General features: G+C 67.9%; 8 protein-coding genes. 3 read left to right on the top strand and 5 right to left on the bottom strand.

Features of this window, described 5'->3' with window-relative positions; all coding sequences use genetic code 11:
• Positions 1-5: 5 nt before the first annotated feature.
• From OHS82_RS16430 to OHS82_RS16450, 5 genes are all read right to left on the bottom strand, one after another.
• Positions 6-362 (bottom strand): TadE/TadG family type IV pilus assembly protein, encoded by a 357-nt coding sequence (locus OHS82_RS16430; RefSeq protein WP_057584754.1) that lies wholly within the window; start codon positions 360-362, stop codon positions 6-8.
• A 124-nt stretch (positions 363-486) separates the two neighbouring features.
• Positions 487-885, bottom strand: a complete 399-nt coding sequence (locus OHS82_RS16435) for a TadE/TadG family type IV pilus assembly protein (RefSeq protein WP_057584453.1) — start codon at positions 883-885, stop codon at positions 487-489.
• Between the two features lies 1 nt (position 886).
• Positions 887-2,143, bottom strand: coding sequence for an AAA family ATPase (locus OHS82_RS16440; RefSeq protein WP_057584454.1), 1,257 nt, complete (start codon positions 2,141-2,143; stop codon positions 887-889).
• 13 nt (positions 2,144-2,156) lie between these two features.
• Entirely contained in the window at positions 2,157-2,864 is a 708-nt protein-coding gene (cpaB, locus tag OHS82_RS16445) for a Flp pilus assembly protein CpaB (RefSeq protein ID WP_057584455.1), read from the bottom strand.
• 158 nt (positions 2,865-3,022) lie between these two features.
• A complete protein-coding gene (locus OHS82_RS16450; protein ID WP_328434074.1) occupies positions 3,023-3,892 on the bottom strand; it encodes a hypothetical protein in 870 nt (289 codons plus the stop codon).
• 250 nt (positions 3,893-4,142) lie between these two features.
• On the opposite strand from OHS82_RS16450, the gene OHS82_RS16455 reads away from it, so the two are divergent.
• From OHS82_RS16455 to OHS82_RS16465, 3 genes are all read left to right on the top strand, one after another.
• Positions 4,143-5,834, top strand: coding sequence for a chitinase (locus tag OHS82_RS16455; RefSeq protein ID WP_107105388.1), 1,692 nt, complete (start codon positions 4,143-4,145; stop codon positions 5,832-5,834).
• A gap of 472 nt (positions 5,835-6,306) precedes the next feature.
• Positions 6,307-10,059, top strand: a complete 3,753-nt coding sequence (locus tag OHS82_RS16460; protein WP_266724152.1) for a LamG-like jellyroll fold domain-containing protein — start codon at positions 6,307-6,309, stop codon at positions 10,057-10,059.
• Between the two features lie 174 nt (positions 10,060-10,233).
• Entirely contained in the window at positions 10,234-16,770 is a 6,537-nt protein-coding gene (locus OHS82_RS16465; protein WP_328436070.1) for an RHS repeat-associated core domain-containing protein, read from the top strand.
• Positions 16,771-16,811 lie beyond the last annotated feature (41 nt).

The following is a 16,811-nucleotide window of genomic DNA, read 5'->3' on the forward strand; positions in this document are numbered from 1 at the left end:
GTCGGTCAGTGGTCGAGCGGCATCGTGGCCGTCCTGTGGGCCTCGCCGAATCCGATGCCGGGGATGACGGACGGGATGTAGACGGTGGAGGTGACCTGGACCTCCTTGTCGGAGTACGCGGGCACGCAACTGGCGTTCAGCCAGCTACTGACCGCCCGAGCGCAGTCCCCGGCGTAGTCCTCGCGCAGGGACGCGCTGCGCGCCCCCGTGCGCGCCGCGGTCCCGGCCTGCTGCGCCGCGTACGCGACCAGCCCGAGCTGGACGGCGGCCAGGGCGACGGCGAGGAGGACGGGCAGGAAGCCGAGGTACTCGACGGCCGCCTGTCCCCGGTCCCGCCCGCTTCCGCGCCACCGGTCCCGGATCCACTCCCCCGCTCTCCCCCGGTCCCGGCCCCGCTCCCTCGCTCTCGCGAGGTCCCGTTCTCGTCGCCCGTCCCGCGAGGGGTCCCGCCGCCGTCCGCGCCTTCGGTACGCCAGGTACGCCATCTCAGTCGCCGTCCTCTTCCTCGACCGCGCCCGCGTGGGCGCGCACCGGGAACGGGAAGTCGATCAGGCCCGGGACCAGGACGGGGACGTGCAGCGTGACCTCGGCCGTCACGAAGCCGCTGCCCCCGCAGCTCACCTCGGCGCCGCTCTGCCACGCGTCCCCCAGCTTGTCCCTGCCCGCCTGCTCGCAGGCCGCCGACCGCGCCCCCGGATGCGCCGCCGTGCCCGCCCGCACCGCCTCGTCGGCAGCATTCCCCGCGAGCGTGTACGTGTATCCCAGGAGGACGAACTGCCACACCACCACCAGGGTCACGATGATCGTCGGGAGCATGCCGAGGAACTCGACGGTGACCTGGCCCCGGTCGCCCGTGAGGAGCACCCTCGTCCGCCGTGCGCTCATCTCACTCCCTCCGCCGCCGGAACCCGGCCGGTCCCCGGTCCGCTCCGCGTGCGCGTCCGCCGCCGCGGCGCACCAGGGCCGTCTCCGTCGCCTTGACCAGTGCGAGCTCCCCCGCGAGCGCCCAGAGGGCCTGCCTGACGGCGCCCTTGGCGTCGAGGGTGTCCACCCGGCCGGCGTCGACCGCGGCCTGCAGCTCGCGGAAGTTGGCGGGCACGGTGGTCGCGGCGACGGCCGTGCCGGTGATCTTCTGGATGAGCGGCGGCTGGATCTCCGTCCCGCGGGTGTGCCGGTTGACGACGACGGTCGTCTCCTCTGCCTTGCGGATCTGCAGCCGGTCCCACATGCGCACGGTGCGCTTGGCGCCGCGCACGGCGACCACGTCGGGGGTGGTGACGAGCAGGGCGCGGTCGGCGAGTTCGACGGCGGCCGCGCCGGCCCCGGCCAACTGGGCGCCGCAGTCGACGACGACGACCTCGTACCGGGAGCGCAGCGCGCCGAGGATCTGCCGGGCGGCGCGGTCGGTGACCTCCTCGCCGCGTTCGCCCTCGCCGGGGGCGAGCAGGAGCGCCACGCCGCTGTCGTGGCGGAAGACGGCCTCGGCGAGGATGCGCGGCGAGATGTCGGCGATGGCGGCGAGGTCGACGACCGAACGGCGGAACTGCACGTCCAGGTAGGAGGCGACGTCGCCGGCCTGGAGGTCGAGGTCGACCAGGGCGGTGGGACGGCCGGACGCCTGGGCGGCGAGGGCGAGCTGGACGGCCGTGAGGGTCGCGCCGACCCCTCCCTTCGCGCCGCTCACGGTGACGACGGTGCCGCCCACGCCGGTGAACACGTCGCCGCCGTGACCGAGATGGCGTCGTACCCCGACCGACCAGGTGGCGACGGCCTGCACGCGGTTCGCGAGGTCCTCGTAGTTCAGCGGCAGGGTGACCAGGCCGCGCGCGCCGGCGTCCATGGCGGCGGCGAAGAGGCCGGGACCCACGTCGGTGGTGACGAGGATGACGCCGACCGCCGGGAAGCGCAGGGCGACCTCGCGGACGAGTTCCAGCGCCGGCACCGGGCCGATGCGCTCGTGGACGACGACGACCTCGGGGAGCTCGTCGACCGACTCGGCGGCGAGCCGGGCGAGGGTGTCCACCAGCTGGGTGGAGTCGGCGACCGGGGCGACCGGCTCGGCGTCGGGGAGCTGGCTGAGCAGGGTCGTGAGGGAACGGACCGCGTCCGCGTCGCCGACGGCCGGGAGGATCCTCGTGGGCATGGGCGGCGGCCTCTCACTTGTCCGTGGCGAGTTCGTACGTACGGTCCTTGTCGGGGATCGTGGCGCTGCCGCCTGGCGCGACGAGGGCGAGGCGGACGCGCTTGGCGAACGACTCGGCGTACGTGATGCGCTGGGCGTCAAGGGTCGACAGCGCGAAGGTGATGGGCACCGCGTCCTTGGGCGACTGGCTGCGGTTCTTCTCGTCCGGCTCGAGGGCGGTCAGCTCGCCGACGTCGAGGACCCGGGCGTTGGTGACGATGATCTTCGACTGGTCGGGGTCGCTGTCGCGGGCGCCCTCGAAGGTGGCGTAGACGTTGACGGACGAACCCGCGGTGATCTTGCCGGCCACGCCGGTCGCCGCGTCGATCATGATGGCGACCTCCTGCTGACCCGGCTGCAGGGCGGGCTGGTCGACGATCATGTCGCTCTGCAGCAGGGAGCCCTTACGCAGCGTCGTCACGGCGATCTTCCCGCGGATGGTGGCGAGGTCGGTGACGGCGTTCTCGGACAGCCAGCGCTCCGGCATCGCTATCTTCTTGAACTGGCCCGCGCTCAGGGCCGTGTAGGGCGCGACGTCGGAGCGCAGCTCGTACGCGCTGACCTCGGGGCCGACCTTGGACTTCACGTCGTCGATGACGGAGAGCACGCCGGCGAAGGCGCCGAGGGCGCACACGATCGACAGGATGAGCAGGATCACGCCGCGGCGCTGACGGGAGTTCATGAGCCGTACAACCTCGTCGGGAGTCGGGTCGGGCGGACGGACGGACGGACGGGAACGATCGGGCGGAGCGGAGGAGCGAAGCGGAGGGAGCTGAGGGAACCGGAAGGAGCTGAGGGAAAGGGGCGGTGGAAAGCGGGCGGTGGGCGGGCCGTGCCGTCTCAGCCGCCCGCGGTGAGCTCGCGGGCGGAGCGGACGGCGAGTTCGGAGGCGGACGGCGGGGTGGCGGAGCAGAAGACGCAGCGGTCGCCGATGACGTCGATGCCGCACCAGTGGCACACGCCCTGGCGGACCGAGGCGACCAGCTGGTAGAGGACGGACAGGTCGGGCAGGTAGGCGCAGAACTCGATCGCCTTGCCGGTGCCCCACCAGTCGGCGGACTCGGCGGGCAGCTCCGTCTCCCGCAGCCCCTGCACCCGCCAGGCGGGGGCGAGCACGTCCGTGACCCAGTCGGACTGCAGGTGTCCGCGGGCGACGAGCAGCCAGGTGCCGAACTCGGGTCCCGGCAGCACCGTTTCGGGGGTGGCCTTCACGAGTTCCGGCTTGGGGTGGGCCAGCACGCCGAACTGGCTGCCGGGCACCCATGACCGGGCGTGCGACTTCAGGCCGACGCCGGGCACCCGGTCGAGCCGGGCGACCGAGCCGAGGAGGGCGCCCGCGTGGAGGTAGTGGGTGAGCAGCCGGCCCGCGGAGGCGAGCACGCCGGGCCCGAGATCGCAGGAGGCGAGCTGACGCAACTGGCGGACCAGGACGGCGACGGCGAGCGGCGGGAGGTCGGGGCGGAAGAGGGCGATGCGGTCGCTCTCGAGGAGGGAGCGGATGGTGTGCAGCCGCTGCTCCACGGCGATGGGCACGGCCCGCGAGTACACGACGATCAGATGTCCGTGCTGGTCGACGAGCGACTGGACAGCGGCGAGGGCGTCCTCCAGCGGCTGTTGGTCGAGGCCGTCCAGCACGGCGGCGGGCAGGGTGCGTTCGTCCTGCGGCGACAGCGCCAGGTCGGCGCCGGTCACGGCAATGGCTGTTGGCACGCGCAGCTCCCCGATTCCCGCGGTCCGGTCCACCGGCGCTACTCCGGTGCACCGGGGTGACTTCATTGCGTGACTACCTCAGCACTGTATCCACGCCCCTGTGGCCGGAGAACAGCTTTCCGTAGCTGCCGGGCAAGTCTTCCTCGCGCAAGTCCCGCCAAACCGGGGCAGGTTACGCACACCGGTCCTCCACAAGCGGACCCGGCGACGACCCCTTGACAACGGAATTGGTCTGGACCAACTTGTTGTCATGTCCCCACATAAAAGATCGACACGACTCTGGTCGGGCGCGGTGACCGCCGCGCTGACCCTCACCCTGGCGGGCGCGGCTCAGGCGTCCGCCGCGGACGTCAACAACGCGAAGAACGCCGGCTTCGAGTCCGGCCTGACCGGCTGGAGCTGTTCCGCGGGCAGCGGCGCCACCGTCTCCTCGCCCGTGCACGGCGGCGCGGCCGCGCTGAAGGCGACGCCGGCCGGCCAGGACAACGCCCGGTGCTCCCAGACCGTGGCCGTGAAGCCCAACTCGACGTACTCGCTCGGCGCCTGGGTGCAGGGCGGCTACACCTACCTCGGCGTGACCGGCACAGGCACCACGGACGTCTCGACCTGGACGCCCGACTCGTCGTCCTGGAAGCAGCTGACGACGACCTTCACCACGGGCTCGGCGACGACGTCCGTGACGGTCTACACGCACGGCTGGTACGGCCAGGCGGCCTACTACGCCGACGACGTCTCGGTGCAGGGCCCGGACGGCGGCGGGGGCGGCGACCCCACGCCCACGGTCCCGTCCGCACCGGCGGGCCTGACCGTCACGGGGACGACGTCGTCGTCGGTCTCCCTGGCCTGGAACGCCGTCTCCGGCGCGACCGGGTACAACGTCTACCGCGCGGGCACGAAGGTGACGGCGGTGACGGGCACGTCCGCGACGGTGACCGGGCTCGCGGCGTCGACGTCGTACGGCTTCCAGGTCACGGCGGTCAACGCGGCGGGCGAGTCGGCGAGATCGGCGACGGCCACCGGCACGACCGCCCCGGGCGGCGACACCGGGGGTGGCGCCCTGCCCAGGCACGCCGTGACCGGATACTGGCAGAATTTCAACAACGGCGCGGCGGTCCAGCGGATCTCGGACGTCCCGGCCCAGTACGACATCATCGCCGTGGCCTTCGCGGACGCGACGACGACGCCGGGCGCGGTGACCTTCACCCTGGACTCCGCCGGACTGAACGGTTACACCGTCGACCAGTTCAAGGCGGACGTCCGCGCGAAGCAGAACGCCGGCAAGAAGGTCATCGTCTCGGTGGGCGGTGAGCGCGGCTCCGTCTCGGTGAACGACTCCGCCTCCGCCGCGAACTTCGCGAACTCGGTGTACGCGCTGATGCAGACGTACGGCTTCGACGGCGTCGACATCGACCTGGAGAACGGCCTCAATGCGACGTACATGTCACAGGCGCTGCGCTCCCTGTCCGCGAAGGCGGGCCCGTCGATGATCCTCACGATGGCGCCGCAGACGATCGACATGCAGTCGACGTCGAACGCCTACTTCCAGACGGCGCTGAACGTGAAGGACATCCTCACGGTCGTCAACATGCAGTACTACAACAGCGGTTCCATGCTGGGCTGCGACGGCAAGGTGTACGCGCAGGGCTCGGTGGACTTCCTCACCGCCCTCGCCTGCATCCAGCTGGAGGGCGGCCTGTCCCCGTCCCAGGTGGGCCTGGGCGTACCGGCCTCCACCCGCGGCGCGGGCAGCGGCTACGTCTCCCCGGCCGTGGTCGACAACGCCCTCGACTGCCTGACGAAGGGCACCGGCTGCGGTTCCTTCAGACCGTCGAAGACCTACCCCGCCCTGCGCGGCGCGATGACCTGGTCGACCAACTGGGACGCGACCGCCGGCAACGCCTGGTCGTCGACGGTCGGCCCCCACGTCCACGCCCTGCCGTAATCGGCCGACCTGGCGCAATGCCGCGTTGCCTTCCGTGACCACCCCATGTGATCTTGGGGAACATGAGTGCGGAGGGCGACGCGGCAGAGCCGATGGACGTCCTGTGCCCTTCGCCACGCAGACGACACCACGGCCGAATCACCCTTCGACACCTTGAAGAATGAATAGGTATCACGGGCGGCTTACGGCGGGGCCCCTCACCAGATTCCGCACCTTACGCCCTATTCCGCTGCAGTCGACGACGCCTCCACTCGATGGCTGATTAAAGCCTGAAGTGCGGACAGAAGAAGCAACGGCACTTGGGGTGTGAGCCACCCCAATTCCGGTTGACATGTACAGGTGGGCGATCGTTTACCGTGCGGGACCTTTTTGCAAATTTCATACATGGGGGGACTCCGTGAAGTCGGAGTGGGGGTTTGCGGTGCCCGTGTGCAGGCCACGGCGACCGAGACGCACGGCCGCTGGGGGAATCATGGCTGCGCTGATGGTGTCGGCACTGCCTGTTCTGCCGATGGCGGTCCCGGCGTCTGCCGCGGCAAATAAGACATCGGCCGATGCAGTCGGTGGGGCGACCGCATCGGCGCGGGCTCAGGCGTCGGGTGAGCCGGTGGAAGTAACAGCGGATCGAACCGAGTACTCGATTACGAAGGCGAATCCGGACGGCACCTTCACACTGACGCAATCGGCGTCACCGCAGCGTGTGCACGCCGATGACGGTTCATGGGATCCGGTTGACACCACCCTGGTGCGTCGCCCGGATGGCACTGTCGGGCCCAAGTCAACTGTGGTGAACCTGTCGTTCTCGGGCGGCGGGAACGATGCCATGGTGAAGTTGGGCAGCGAGCGAGGAACGCTACGCCTGAACTGGCCGGGCAGGCTGCCCGAGCCGCGCCTCGACGGCGCGAAGGCCGTCTATGCCGAGGTCATCGAAGGCGTGGATCTGGAGTTGACTGCGACGGCCGAGGGCTATCGTGAGGTTCTCGTCGTGAAGTCGGCCGAAGCCGCTGCCGATTCGGCACTGGAACGCATTCAGCTACCGGTGTCGTCCCCGGACCTGCAGGTGCTGCCAGGCGCGGGGGGTGGCGTGCGCGCAGTGGACGGGAACGGCAACACCGTCTTCCACGGCCCGGCCGGCCAGATGTGGGACTCCTCTGGCGAAACCGCCGAGAAGGGCATGAGCAGCGCAAGCAACAAGTCCGGCGACGGCACCAGTACGCAGCTCACGGCGGTCACCCGGCTCGGCTCCGGTACCCGGACCGCGAAGGTCACCGACACCGCACTGTCCACCGCGGAAATGCCCGACCCGGTGGAGTACGGCACTCAGCCGCGGTCCGGTGACGTCAGCACGGTGATGCCGGTGACAGTCACGGACGATGCCGTCGCGGTCAAGCCCGACCTCGCCCTGCTGCGCGGCAAGGACACTGTCTACCCGGTACGCATCGACCCCTCGGTGGGTCTGAGCGTGTCCGAGCGGACCGTGCTCTCTTCGGACGGCGACAAGTTCTGGCAGTTCAACGGTGACTACGGCGTCGGCCGTTGTAGCGTCTCGGGCCCGTACTACTGCGGCAACAACTACACCAACCGCATGTACTTCCAGTTCGCCCCCTCCAAACTGTCCGGCAAGAACGTGCTGGATGCCACCTTCCGCGCGTATGAGACATGGTCGTTCTCCTGCTCTCCCCATTGGGTTGATCTGGTGCGCACCGACAACATCTCCGAGGGCACCAGGTGGCCTGGCCCGAAACTGCTGGATTTGATGGGCGACCAGAACATCTCCGCGGGTCGTGGCAACCAGTGCAACCCCGACCAGCCCGACCGGTGGGTCGAGTTCAACGACAACTCCGCCGAGAGCGACGAGAACCTCACTTCTACGGTGCGCAGCTACGCCGACGGCAAGATCTCCCGGCTGACGCTGGCGCTCAAGGCCAAGGACGAGTCCGACCCCGACGCGTGGAAGCGCTTCGACGACAACGCCGTCCTCCAGGTCATCTACACAGTCCAGCCCGGCGTGCCGACCTCCGTCGGTGTGATCCCCGGTGACGGGACCACCGCATACTGCAAGACGTCCTCCTCCGACCCCTTGATCGTCACCCGCCTCGACCCGATGCTCCAGGCGCGCACACAGGCCAGGGTCACGCCGCGCACCACCGACGAAAAGGGTTCGCTCCAGGCGCAGTTCGCCGTCGAGCGCGGTGACGACGCGGCTTGGCATCAGGTGTGGACCGGCAATCGCCCGGATGCGGGCTGGGACCCGGACGAGACCCTGGAGAAGCTGCGCCTGTCAAAGGGGGCCGATGGCGGCCTGTACCGACTGCGTTCGCGCACTCGGTCCCACTGGACGTGGGGCGGTAAGCCCGGAGACCTGTACTCCCCGTATTCCTCCTGGTGTTACTTCAAGATCGACTCAACCGCGCCGAAGGCTCCCACCGTCAGCACCGGCACCCCGTACACCCAGTGCACGGCGAATCTGTGTGACGGTCAGGGTGGGCCGGGTGTGCCGGGCAGTTTCACCTTCACACCCAACACGGCCGACAAGGACATCACCGGGTACCGCTGGCGGCTGCTGACCACGTCTGCCAAGGACACCAAAGAGGTCACCGGGCCCACCGCCGCCGTCACGGACGTCACCCCGTCGTTGGCGGGCACGCAGGTCCTCTCCGTCGAAGCCAAAGACGTCCGAAACCGGTGGGGCACACCTGCGGAGTTCCTGTTCAAGGTCGCCCCGGCCATGGGTCCCACGGGCACCTGGCACTTCGACGATGTCCTGTCCAAGCCGGATGTAAGGACTGCCCGGGACACCGCGACCGAAGGCATCCGGCATGACGCCACTCTCTACACCTCAGGGGTCGAATGGTCCAACCGCGGACGCCGCGGCCCGAACGATTACTCCCTGTGGCTCAACGACACTTCGGACACGACAGCACGCGCCGGCTATGCCGCCACCGATACCCCGGCTGTGAACAGTCAGGACTCCTTCACGCTCTCCGCCTGGGTGAATCTTGTCGACACCACGAAGGACCAGGTCGTGATGGCAGCGCCTGGCACCAACGCGTCGGCCTTCACCCTGTACTACTCGGCCACCGACAAGAAGTGGGTGTTCCAACGTACGGCAGCCGACGTCAAGGACACCCCGGTCTACGTGCGCTCGCTCTCTGATGCGCCAAACCCGCCGACGAAGGTGTGGACGCATCTGGCCGCTGTGTTCGACACCAAGAAGGACATGGACAAGACGAACGACACCATCCAGGTGTTCGTCAACGGCCGCCCGCAGGGCAAACCCGTCGTACTGAGCGCGGTCTCCGGCGCCTATCAGCCCTGGTTCGCCAATGGCGGCCTGATGTTCGGTCGTTCCCTGTCCGGCGGGCTCTACGGCGGAAACTTCCGCGGCGGCCTCGACGAGATCAACGTCTGGCAGCGTGTGCTGACCTCGGACGAGATCGCCGACGAGTCCCAGCTCCTGCAGGACGGCGTGCCGGCCACCGAACTCGTCGCCCACTGGAACACGGAATCCTCGGTGGGCACCCAGATCCAGGAAACCTCCGGCTACCGCCTCCCGAACCTGACGGTTTCCGGCAGCGGCGCGAGGGTGGACGCGGATGGGGCCACGGGCGGCAACGCTCTGGTGATGGACGGCGTTTCCGGCTACGCCACCCTGGCCGGTACGGTCGTCGACGAGAGCGGCTCATTCACCGTCTCGGCCAGGACCCGGTTGGATTCTGAAGCACTGGCCAAGAAGCCGGTCGGCTACCAGGCGCAGGTGGCCGCGCAGCAGGCAAGTGCGGGCGAGTCTTCGTGGGCGCTGTGGGTGGTCAAGCCCGCAGTCGGCGTCTACCAGTGGAAGTTCACCCGCACGGCCGTCGGCGCCGACGGCAAGGTCAGCCAGAGCGCCGAGGTGCTGGGCGACGACGCTCAGACCGACACGTGGGTGCAGGTCACCGGCGTCTTCGACGCTCAGGAGGCATGGCAGTGGACAGACCCGGCCGATGCCACGAAGACGGAGACCCGTCACGGCAGACTGCACCTGTTCGTCAACGAGTCCAACCCGCCCTCCGATGACGCAGCCGGTTTCGCCGCCGCCCAGTACGGCACCGGAGCCCTCACCGTCGGCCGAGGCAGCCAAGGCGGCACGACTGGCCACTACCTGCCTGGTTCGCTGCAGGACCTGCGGATGTGGACCGGTGCGATGACCGCCGACCAGATTTCCAGTCAGATCTTCGGCGGCTGACCCTCAATCCACCCGCCAGGGCAGAACCGCCTTCCTGCCCTGGCCCCACACACTCGGGTGCCCCGAGGCACGTCGCAGGGGGTAGCCCCGCTCATGCTTGCCGGCCTCGTACGGCCCTTTCTCCCTCATGGCATGCGCCCGTCAGACCGCGGGCGTCTCGCAGGAAGAGACTTGATGAATCCCTTTGGCATACCCAGACCTCCCACAGGTCACGGGCGCAGGACCGGGAAGCAGTGGTCCCGGCGTATCGCCGCCGCAACCGGCCTGGCCCTGCTGCCGGGACTGCTGACCCCTGTCGCCTTCGCCGCGGGCAACGACCCGCTGGGCCGGCCACACCTGGAAGCCCCGCACGCCACCAAGGTCACTGCGTTCACCGCAAAGGTGAACCAAAAGGCTGCCGCCGAAGTACGCAACGCCGAAAAGGCCGACCGAGCGGCAGCCGCCAGGGCGCGGCACGATCAGCAGCGCAAGGTCATCTGGCCGACAGCCGGAAAGGCGTCACTGACCGTCCCCGCCAAGGGTGCCGCCGAGGCAACCCCCGGCTCACTGCCAGTCAGCGCTGCGGCTGCCGGCACGGGCAACAATGCCTCCTCCATCGGCGTAGAGGTTCTCGACCAGAAGGCCACCGCCGCACTCGGCGTAGACGGAGTCGCCCTCAAGCTCACCGGCCCCGAAACCGGCGGCAGCACACGCCTCGACATCGATTACTCGTCTTTCGCTTCCGCCTACGGCGGTGACTGGGCCGGCCGCCTCCAGGTCCAGCGCCTGCCCGACTGCGCTCTCCAGAATCCGACGGCAGCTCGGTGCCACAAGCGAGCTGACCTGAACTCGGTGAACAATCGTGCCAAGAACAGGATCGCGGCACCGGTGAGCTTCGCCACCGGTGGCCAGACGATGCTGGTCGCCGTCGCAGCGGGCGCGAAGTCCGGAGCCGGCAGCTACAAGGCGACCTCACTGTCTGCCTCCTCCACCTGGGAGGCCGGCGGCTCATCCGGCACGTTTACGTGGTCCTATCCCCTCAGAGTGCCGCCCGCCGCAGCCGGCCCGGCCCCGGACCTGTCGATCTCCTACGACTCCGGCGCTGTCGACGGCCAGACTGCGAACTCGAACAACCAGGGCAGCCAGGTAGGCACCGGCTTTGAACTGACCTCCTCCTATGTCGAGCGCAAGTACGGCTCCTGCGACGACGACGGCCAGGACGACAAGAACGACCTGTGCTGGAAGTACGACAACGCCTCGCTCGTCCTCAACGGCAAGTCCACCGAACTCGTCAAGGACGACATCACGGGCAGGTGGCGACTCAAGGACGACGACGCGTCCACCGTCATCCACTCCACCGGCGCCGACAACGGCGCTGACAAGGGCGAATACTGGACGGTCGTCACGGGCAACGGCACGAAGTACGTCTTCGGCCTGAACAAGCTCTCCGGCGCCGGTGCCGGCGACCGCACCAACTCGGTGTGGACCGTACCGGTTTTCGGAGACGACACCGGCGAGCCGGGGTACTCGGAAGGCAGTTCCTTCTCCGACCGCGACAAGACCCAGGCCTGGCGCTGGAACCTCGACTACGTCGAGGACACCCACGGCAACGCCATGTCCTACTGGTATGCCGCCGAGCACAACAGCTACGACAAGCTCGGCGACGACAATGCCGGCACCGACTACGTCCGCGGCGGGTACCTCAGAGAGATCCGCTACGGCCAGCGCGCAGACACTCTGTTCTCGGGCTCACCCGCAGCCTCGGACAAGGTGGTCTTCAGCTACGGCGAACGCTGTCTTGCCTCGGGCAGTGGCTGTGACTCGCTGACCAAAGACACCCGCGACAACTGGCCGGACGTGCCGTTCGACGCGATCTGCAAGGACGGCGACAAGTGCACCGGTAACACCGGCCCGACGTTCTTCACCCGCAAGCGCATGACCGCGATCACCACCTACGCGTGGAACGCGGCAGCATCCACCCCCGCCTTCGAGGCCGTGGACGCATGGTCGCTCAAGCACCTCTACCTCGACCCGGGCGACACAGGTGACTCCACGGACGAGTCGCTGTGGCTCGACGAGATCAAGCACACCGGCAAACGCGGCACCGACCTGTCCCTGGACCCCGTCCGGTTCAGCCACGTCATGATGTCCAACCGCGTCGACGGCACCGACAACATCCTCCCGCTGAACAAGCCCCGCCTGAAAACCGTCACCTCGGAGACCGGCGCGCAGACGATCGTCACCTACCTGGACGCCGACTGCACCGCCTCCGGTGCCAAGCCCAAGCTGGACGAGAACTCCAAGCGCTGCTACCCGGTCTACTGGTCGCCCAACGGCGAGAAGTCCCCGATTCTCGACTGGTTCCAGAAGTACCCGGTCAGCGCCGTCTCCACCACCGACCCCCAGGGCGGCTCCGAAGCCGTCCAGCACAGCTACCAGTACACCGGCGGCGGAGCCTGGCATTACGACGAAAACCCGTTCACGCCCGCCAAGGAACGCACCTGGTCCATCTGGCGCGGATTCCAGCAGGTCACCCATCTCACCGGCGTCACCGGACAGACACAGAGCAAGCAGACCACGGTCTACCTGCGCGGCATGAACGGCGACCGCGTACTCGACTCGGACGGCAAAACCCTCGACCCGGACAAGCGCAAAACCGTCACCGTCTCCGCCGTCAAGGCGGGCGGGATCATCGACTCGGAGCAGTACGCGGGCTTCACCCGTGAGTCCGTCACCTACAACGGCACCACTGAAGTGGCCGGCACCGTCAACGATCCCTGGTCGAAGAGGACTGCGACCCAGCACAAGTCATACGCCGACACCGAGGCGTACTACATCCGCACAGCAGCCACCCACACCCGCACCAACATCACCAGCAAGCTCACCCCGTACGACCGGGTGCATACGGTCAAGACGACCTACGACGACTACGGCATGGCCCAAACCGTCGAGGACCAAGGCGACGACGCCGTCAAGGATGACGAGAAATGCACCCGCACCTGGTATGCCCGTAACGACGACAAGGGCATCAACTCCCTCGTCTCCCGCGTCCGTACGGTAGCTGCTCTTTGCGCGACCACGGATGCGTCACTCGACCTGCCGGCCGACTCCAAGCGGGCTGGTCAGCTCATCTCCGACAGCGCAACCGTCTACGACGACAGCACGGCCACCACCTGGGCGGCGTCACAGACGCCCGTCAAAGGCGAAGCCACCTGGACCGGCCGGGTGAGGGGCTACGGCAGCGACGACACTCCCATCTGGCAGAAGATCGCGACGACGACCTACGACACGCTCGGCCGCCTTCAGCTCGTCAAGAACACCAACGGTCAGAAGGTCTCCTTCACCACCTACACGCCCGCATCGGCCGGCCCACTCACGTCGACGGTGGTCACCGACGTGAAGGATTACACGACGAGCACGGTCCTGGACTTCGCGACCGGTGCGACCCTCAACGTCACCGATTCCAACAACAAGGTCACAGAAAGCGAGTACGACAGCCTCGGCCGCATCACCAGACTCTGGCTGCCCAACCGCTCCAAGGCGATCGGAAGGACTCCGAACTACGTCTACGGCTACCAGGTCACCAGTTCCGGCCTGTCCTGGACCTCCACCGCGGCCCTCAAGTACGACGGGTCCGGTTACAACACCGCCTACGAGCTTTACGACTCCCTTCTGCGCTCACGCCAGGTCCAGACGCCGACCCCTCAGGGTGGCCGACTCATCTCCCAGACCCTCTACGACGCACGCGGTCTCGCGGTCAGCCAGCAGTCCGACATCTGGGACAACACCTCACTGCCCAGCGCCAAGCCCGCTCAGATAGACGGCGGTCAGGCCCCCATCGAGACCGATACGACGTACGACGGGGCGGGCCGGGCCACGAAGGCGGTGACGAAGGTCCACGGCGTCACCCGCTGGACGACGGACACCACCTACGCAGGCGACACCGTCTCCACCACCGCCCCGACCGGCGGACAGGCCACCGCCGTGGTCACCAACGCACTCGGTCAGACCAGCCAGCGCCGCGAGTACGCAGGTCCGAACCCGACCGGCACGGACTACACCACGACCGATTACACCTACACCCCGGCAGGCCAGCAGGAGACGGTCACCGGCCCCGACCAGACCAAGTGGTCCTACACCTACGACCTTTTCGGCCGCCAGGTCACCACGACAGACCCCGACAAGGGCAAGTCCAGCGCCGAGTACAACGAACTCGACCAGATCGTCAGCACCACCCCCAACGACGATGCCTCGAAGAAGCTGCTTTTCGAGTACGACGTCCTTGGCCGCAAGACCGGTATGTGGCAGGCCGACAAGAGTGATGCCAACAAGCTCGCCGCCTGGGGCTTCGACGAGGTGGCCAAGGGACAGCAGGACACCGCCACCCGCTACGACGGAGGCGTGAGCGGCAAGGCTTACACCCAGAAGGTCACCGCCTACGACTCGATGTACCGGGTGACCAACAGCCAGCTGCTTCTGCCCGACACCGAACCCCTCGTCTCCGGCGGGTACATAAACAAGACGCTGTCGTTCACCACGGGCTACAACCTCGACGGCACCATCAGCCAGTACTCCGCACCCGCCGCCGGCGGCCTTGCCGCCGAAACCGTCTCCTACACCTCCAACGCGCTGGGGATGCAGCTCACCGCGAAGGGCACCACCGGCTACCTGCAGGGTGCCGCCTTCTCCCCGCAGGGCGACCTGCGCCAGCTCACGCTGGGCAAGGACCCCACGTCCTCGGCGAAGAAGGCCTACCTCAACTGGGACTACGAGGACGGAACTCGCCGCCTGACCCGTTCCTACGTCACCGACGACGTCCACGGCTATATGCCGCAGGAGCTGAAGTTCACCCAGGACGACGCGGGCAACGTCACTTCCATCTTCGACGCCACCACCCAGGGCGGCACCGCCAAGGCCGACTACCAGTGCTTCGCCTACGACGGCAACCGCCGCATGACCGAAGCCTGGACACCCAAAGCCGCCGACTGCGCAACGTCCGGTCGAACCACTGCCAACCTCGACGGCGCCGCCCCGTACTGGACGTCGTACACGTTCAACACCGCGGGCCAGCGCCAGACGGAAACCCAGCACGCCCCGGCCGGTGACAAGACCACCACGTACGTCTACGACGACTCCACAGCCGACAACAGACCTCACACCCTCGACAAGACGACCGGCGACCGCTCCGGCGCCTACCGCTACGACAACAGCGGCAACACCACATCGCGCCCCGGCTCCTCCAACCAGCAGACCCTTGACTGGAACATCGAGGGCAATCTGACCAAGCTCACCGAGAAAACCAAGGAGACCAGCTACCTCTACGACGCCGGCGGCGAACTCCTCATCCGCCGCGCCAAGGGTGACGGCGACACCATCCTCTACCTGGGCGGCGGCACGGAACTCCGCCTGACCGCCAAGGGGACCACGAAGACCGCCTCCGGCACCCGCTACTACACGGCCAACGGCCAGACCATCGCCGTCCGCACCGCCACCTCCGGGGTCTCCGGCACAAAGCTCAGCTTCCTCGCCTCCGACCACCACGGCACCTCCAGCATCACCCTCGACGCCGCCACCTACGCGGCCACCAAGCGCTACAGCACCCCGTTCGGCGCACCACGCGGCAGCAAGGCATCGTGGCCGGACGACAAAGCATTCCTCGGCAAGCCGGCCGACGACACAACCGGCCTCACTCACGTCGGCGCCCGCGAGTACGACACCACCATCGGCCAGTTCATCAGCGTCGACCCGATCCTTGCGCTGGAACAACACCAGTCACTCAACGGGTACAGCTATGCCGGCAACGCCCCGGTCACTCAGTCCGACCCAAGTGGCCTCTGCTTTGCAGACGTCTGTGGCGTCGGTACCCCCAAGGGTGACGGTTCCGGGAATATCATCACGGACGGCCCTATCGACCCGGGACACCCGGGTGCCGGCAGCTGCCACCACGGTAGCTGTGGCCCAGTCCACTACAACGAGACCAGCAGCGGCACGTCGCACACAAACAGCTCCGGCAACACGAACAGCGGTCCGCGCTACTCCTGCAGTGGAGTGGGCCCCGCCGAACGATGCCAGCTCGTCACGGGGTCGGACGACTCCAGCACGAACGCCGGCAACTACCTGTCGAGCCTCGTCCATAACGGGGACTTCTGGTCCGGGCTGATCGAGACGGTTGGCGGCGCCTTCGCCGAAGGCGGCGGGATGTTCCTCTTCGCCTCCGGTGTCGTCGAGTGCGGAACGGGTGTCCTGTGCGCGGCCGGTGCTCCGTCCATGGCCGGAGGAGCCTCCCTTGTCGTGGCCGGCAAGCCACTCATCGACTCGGGGTCGGACAAGCTGGGTCAGGCGTTCAGGGAGGCCGACGGCGCTGCGTCCGGCGGCGGTGGGAGCGGCGGAGCCATCGCCGAGAAGAATGGCAAGGCCTACGAGCGGTTCCTCGAGGAGAAGCTGGGCGGTGGCGGAGAGTTCATGGAGAACGGCCGCCAGTTCGACGGCGCGTACATCGACTCGGTCACCGGCCGCGGCACCTGGTACGAGGCAAAGTCCGGAAGGTTCTTCGAGGATACGCTCAAGGACCCCAAGCGACTGAGCAAGTTCTACTCCACGGAAGGGCAGAAGGCGGGGATCGCCCGGGATCGCGGAATTCCCTACCAGATCATCACCGAAAATCCGATTCCGGATCAGATCGCCAACTGGCTACAGAAGAAGGGAATTCCGTGGACCGTGATGCCGCAATAGCCGCTTTGAGTCGAGGCAGTGCAAATGGAAAGGACGGATTT

The organism is Streptomyces sp. NBC_00425 (assembly GCF_036030735.1).
Taxonomy (GTDB): domain Bacteria; phylum Actinomycetota; class Actinomycetes; order Streptomycetales; family Streptomycetaceae; genus Streptomyces.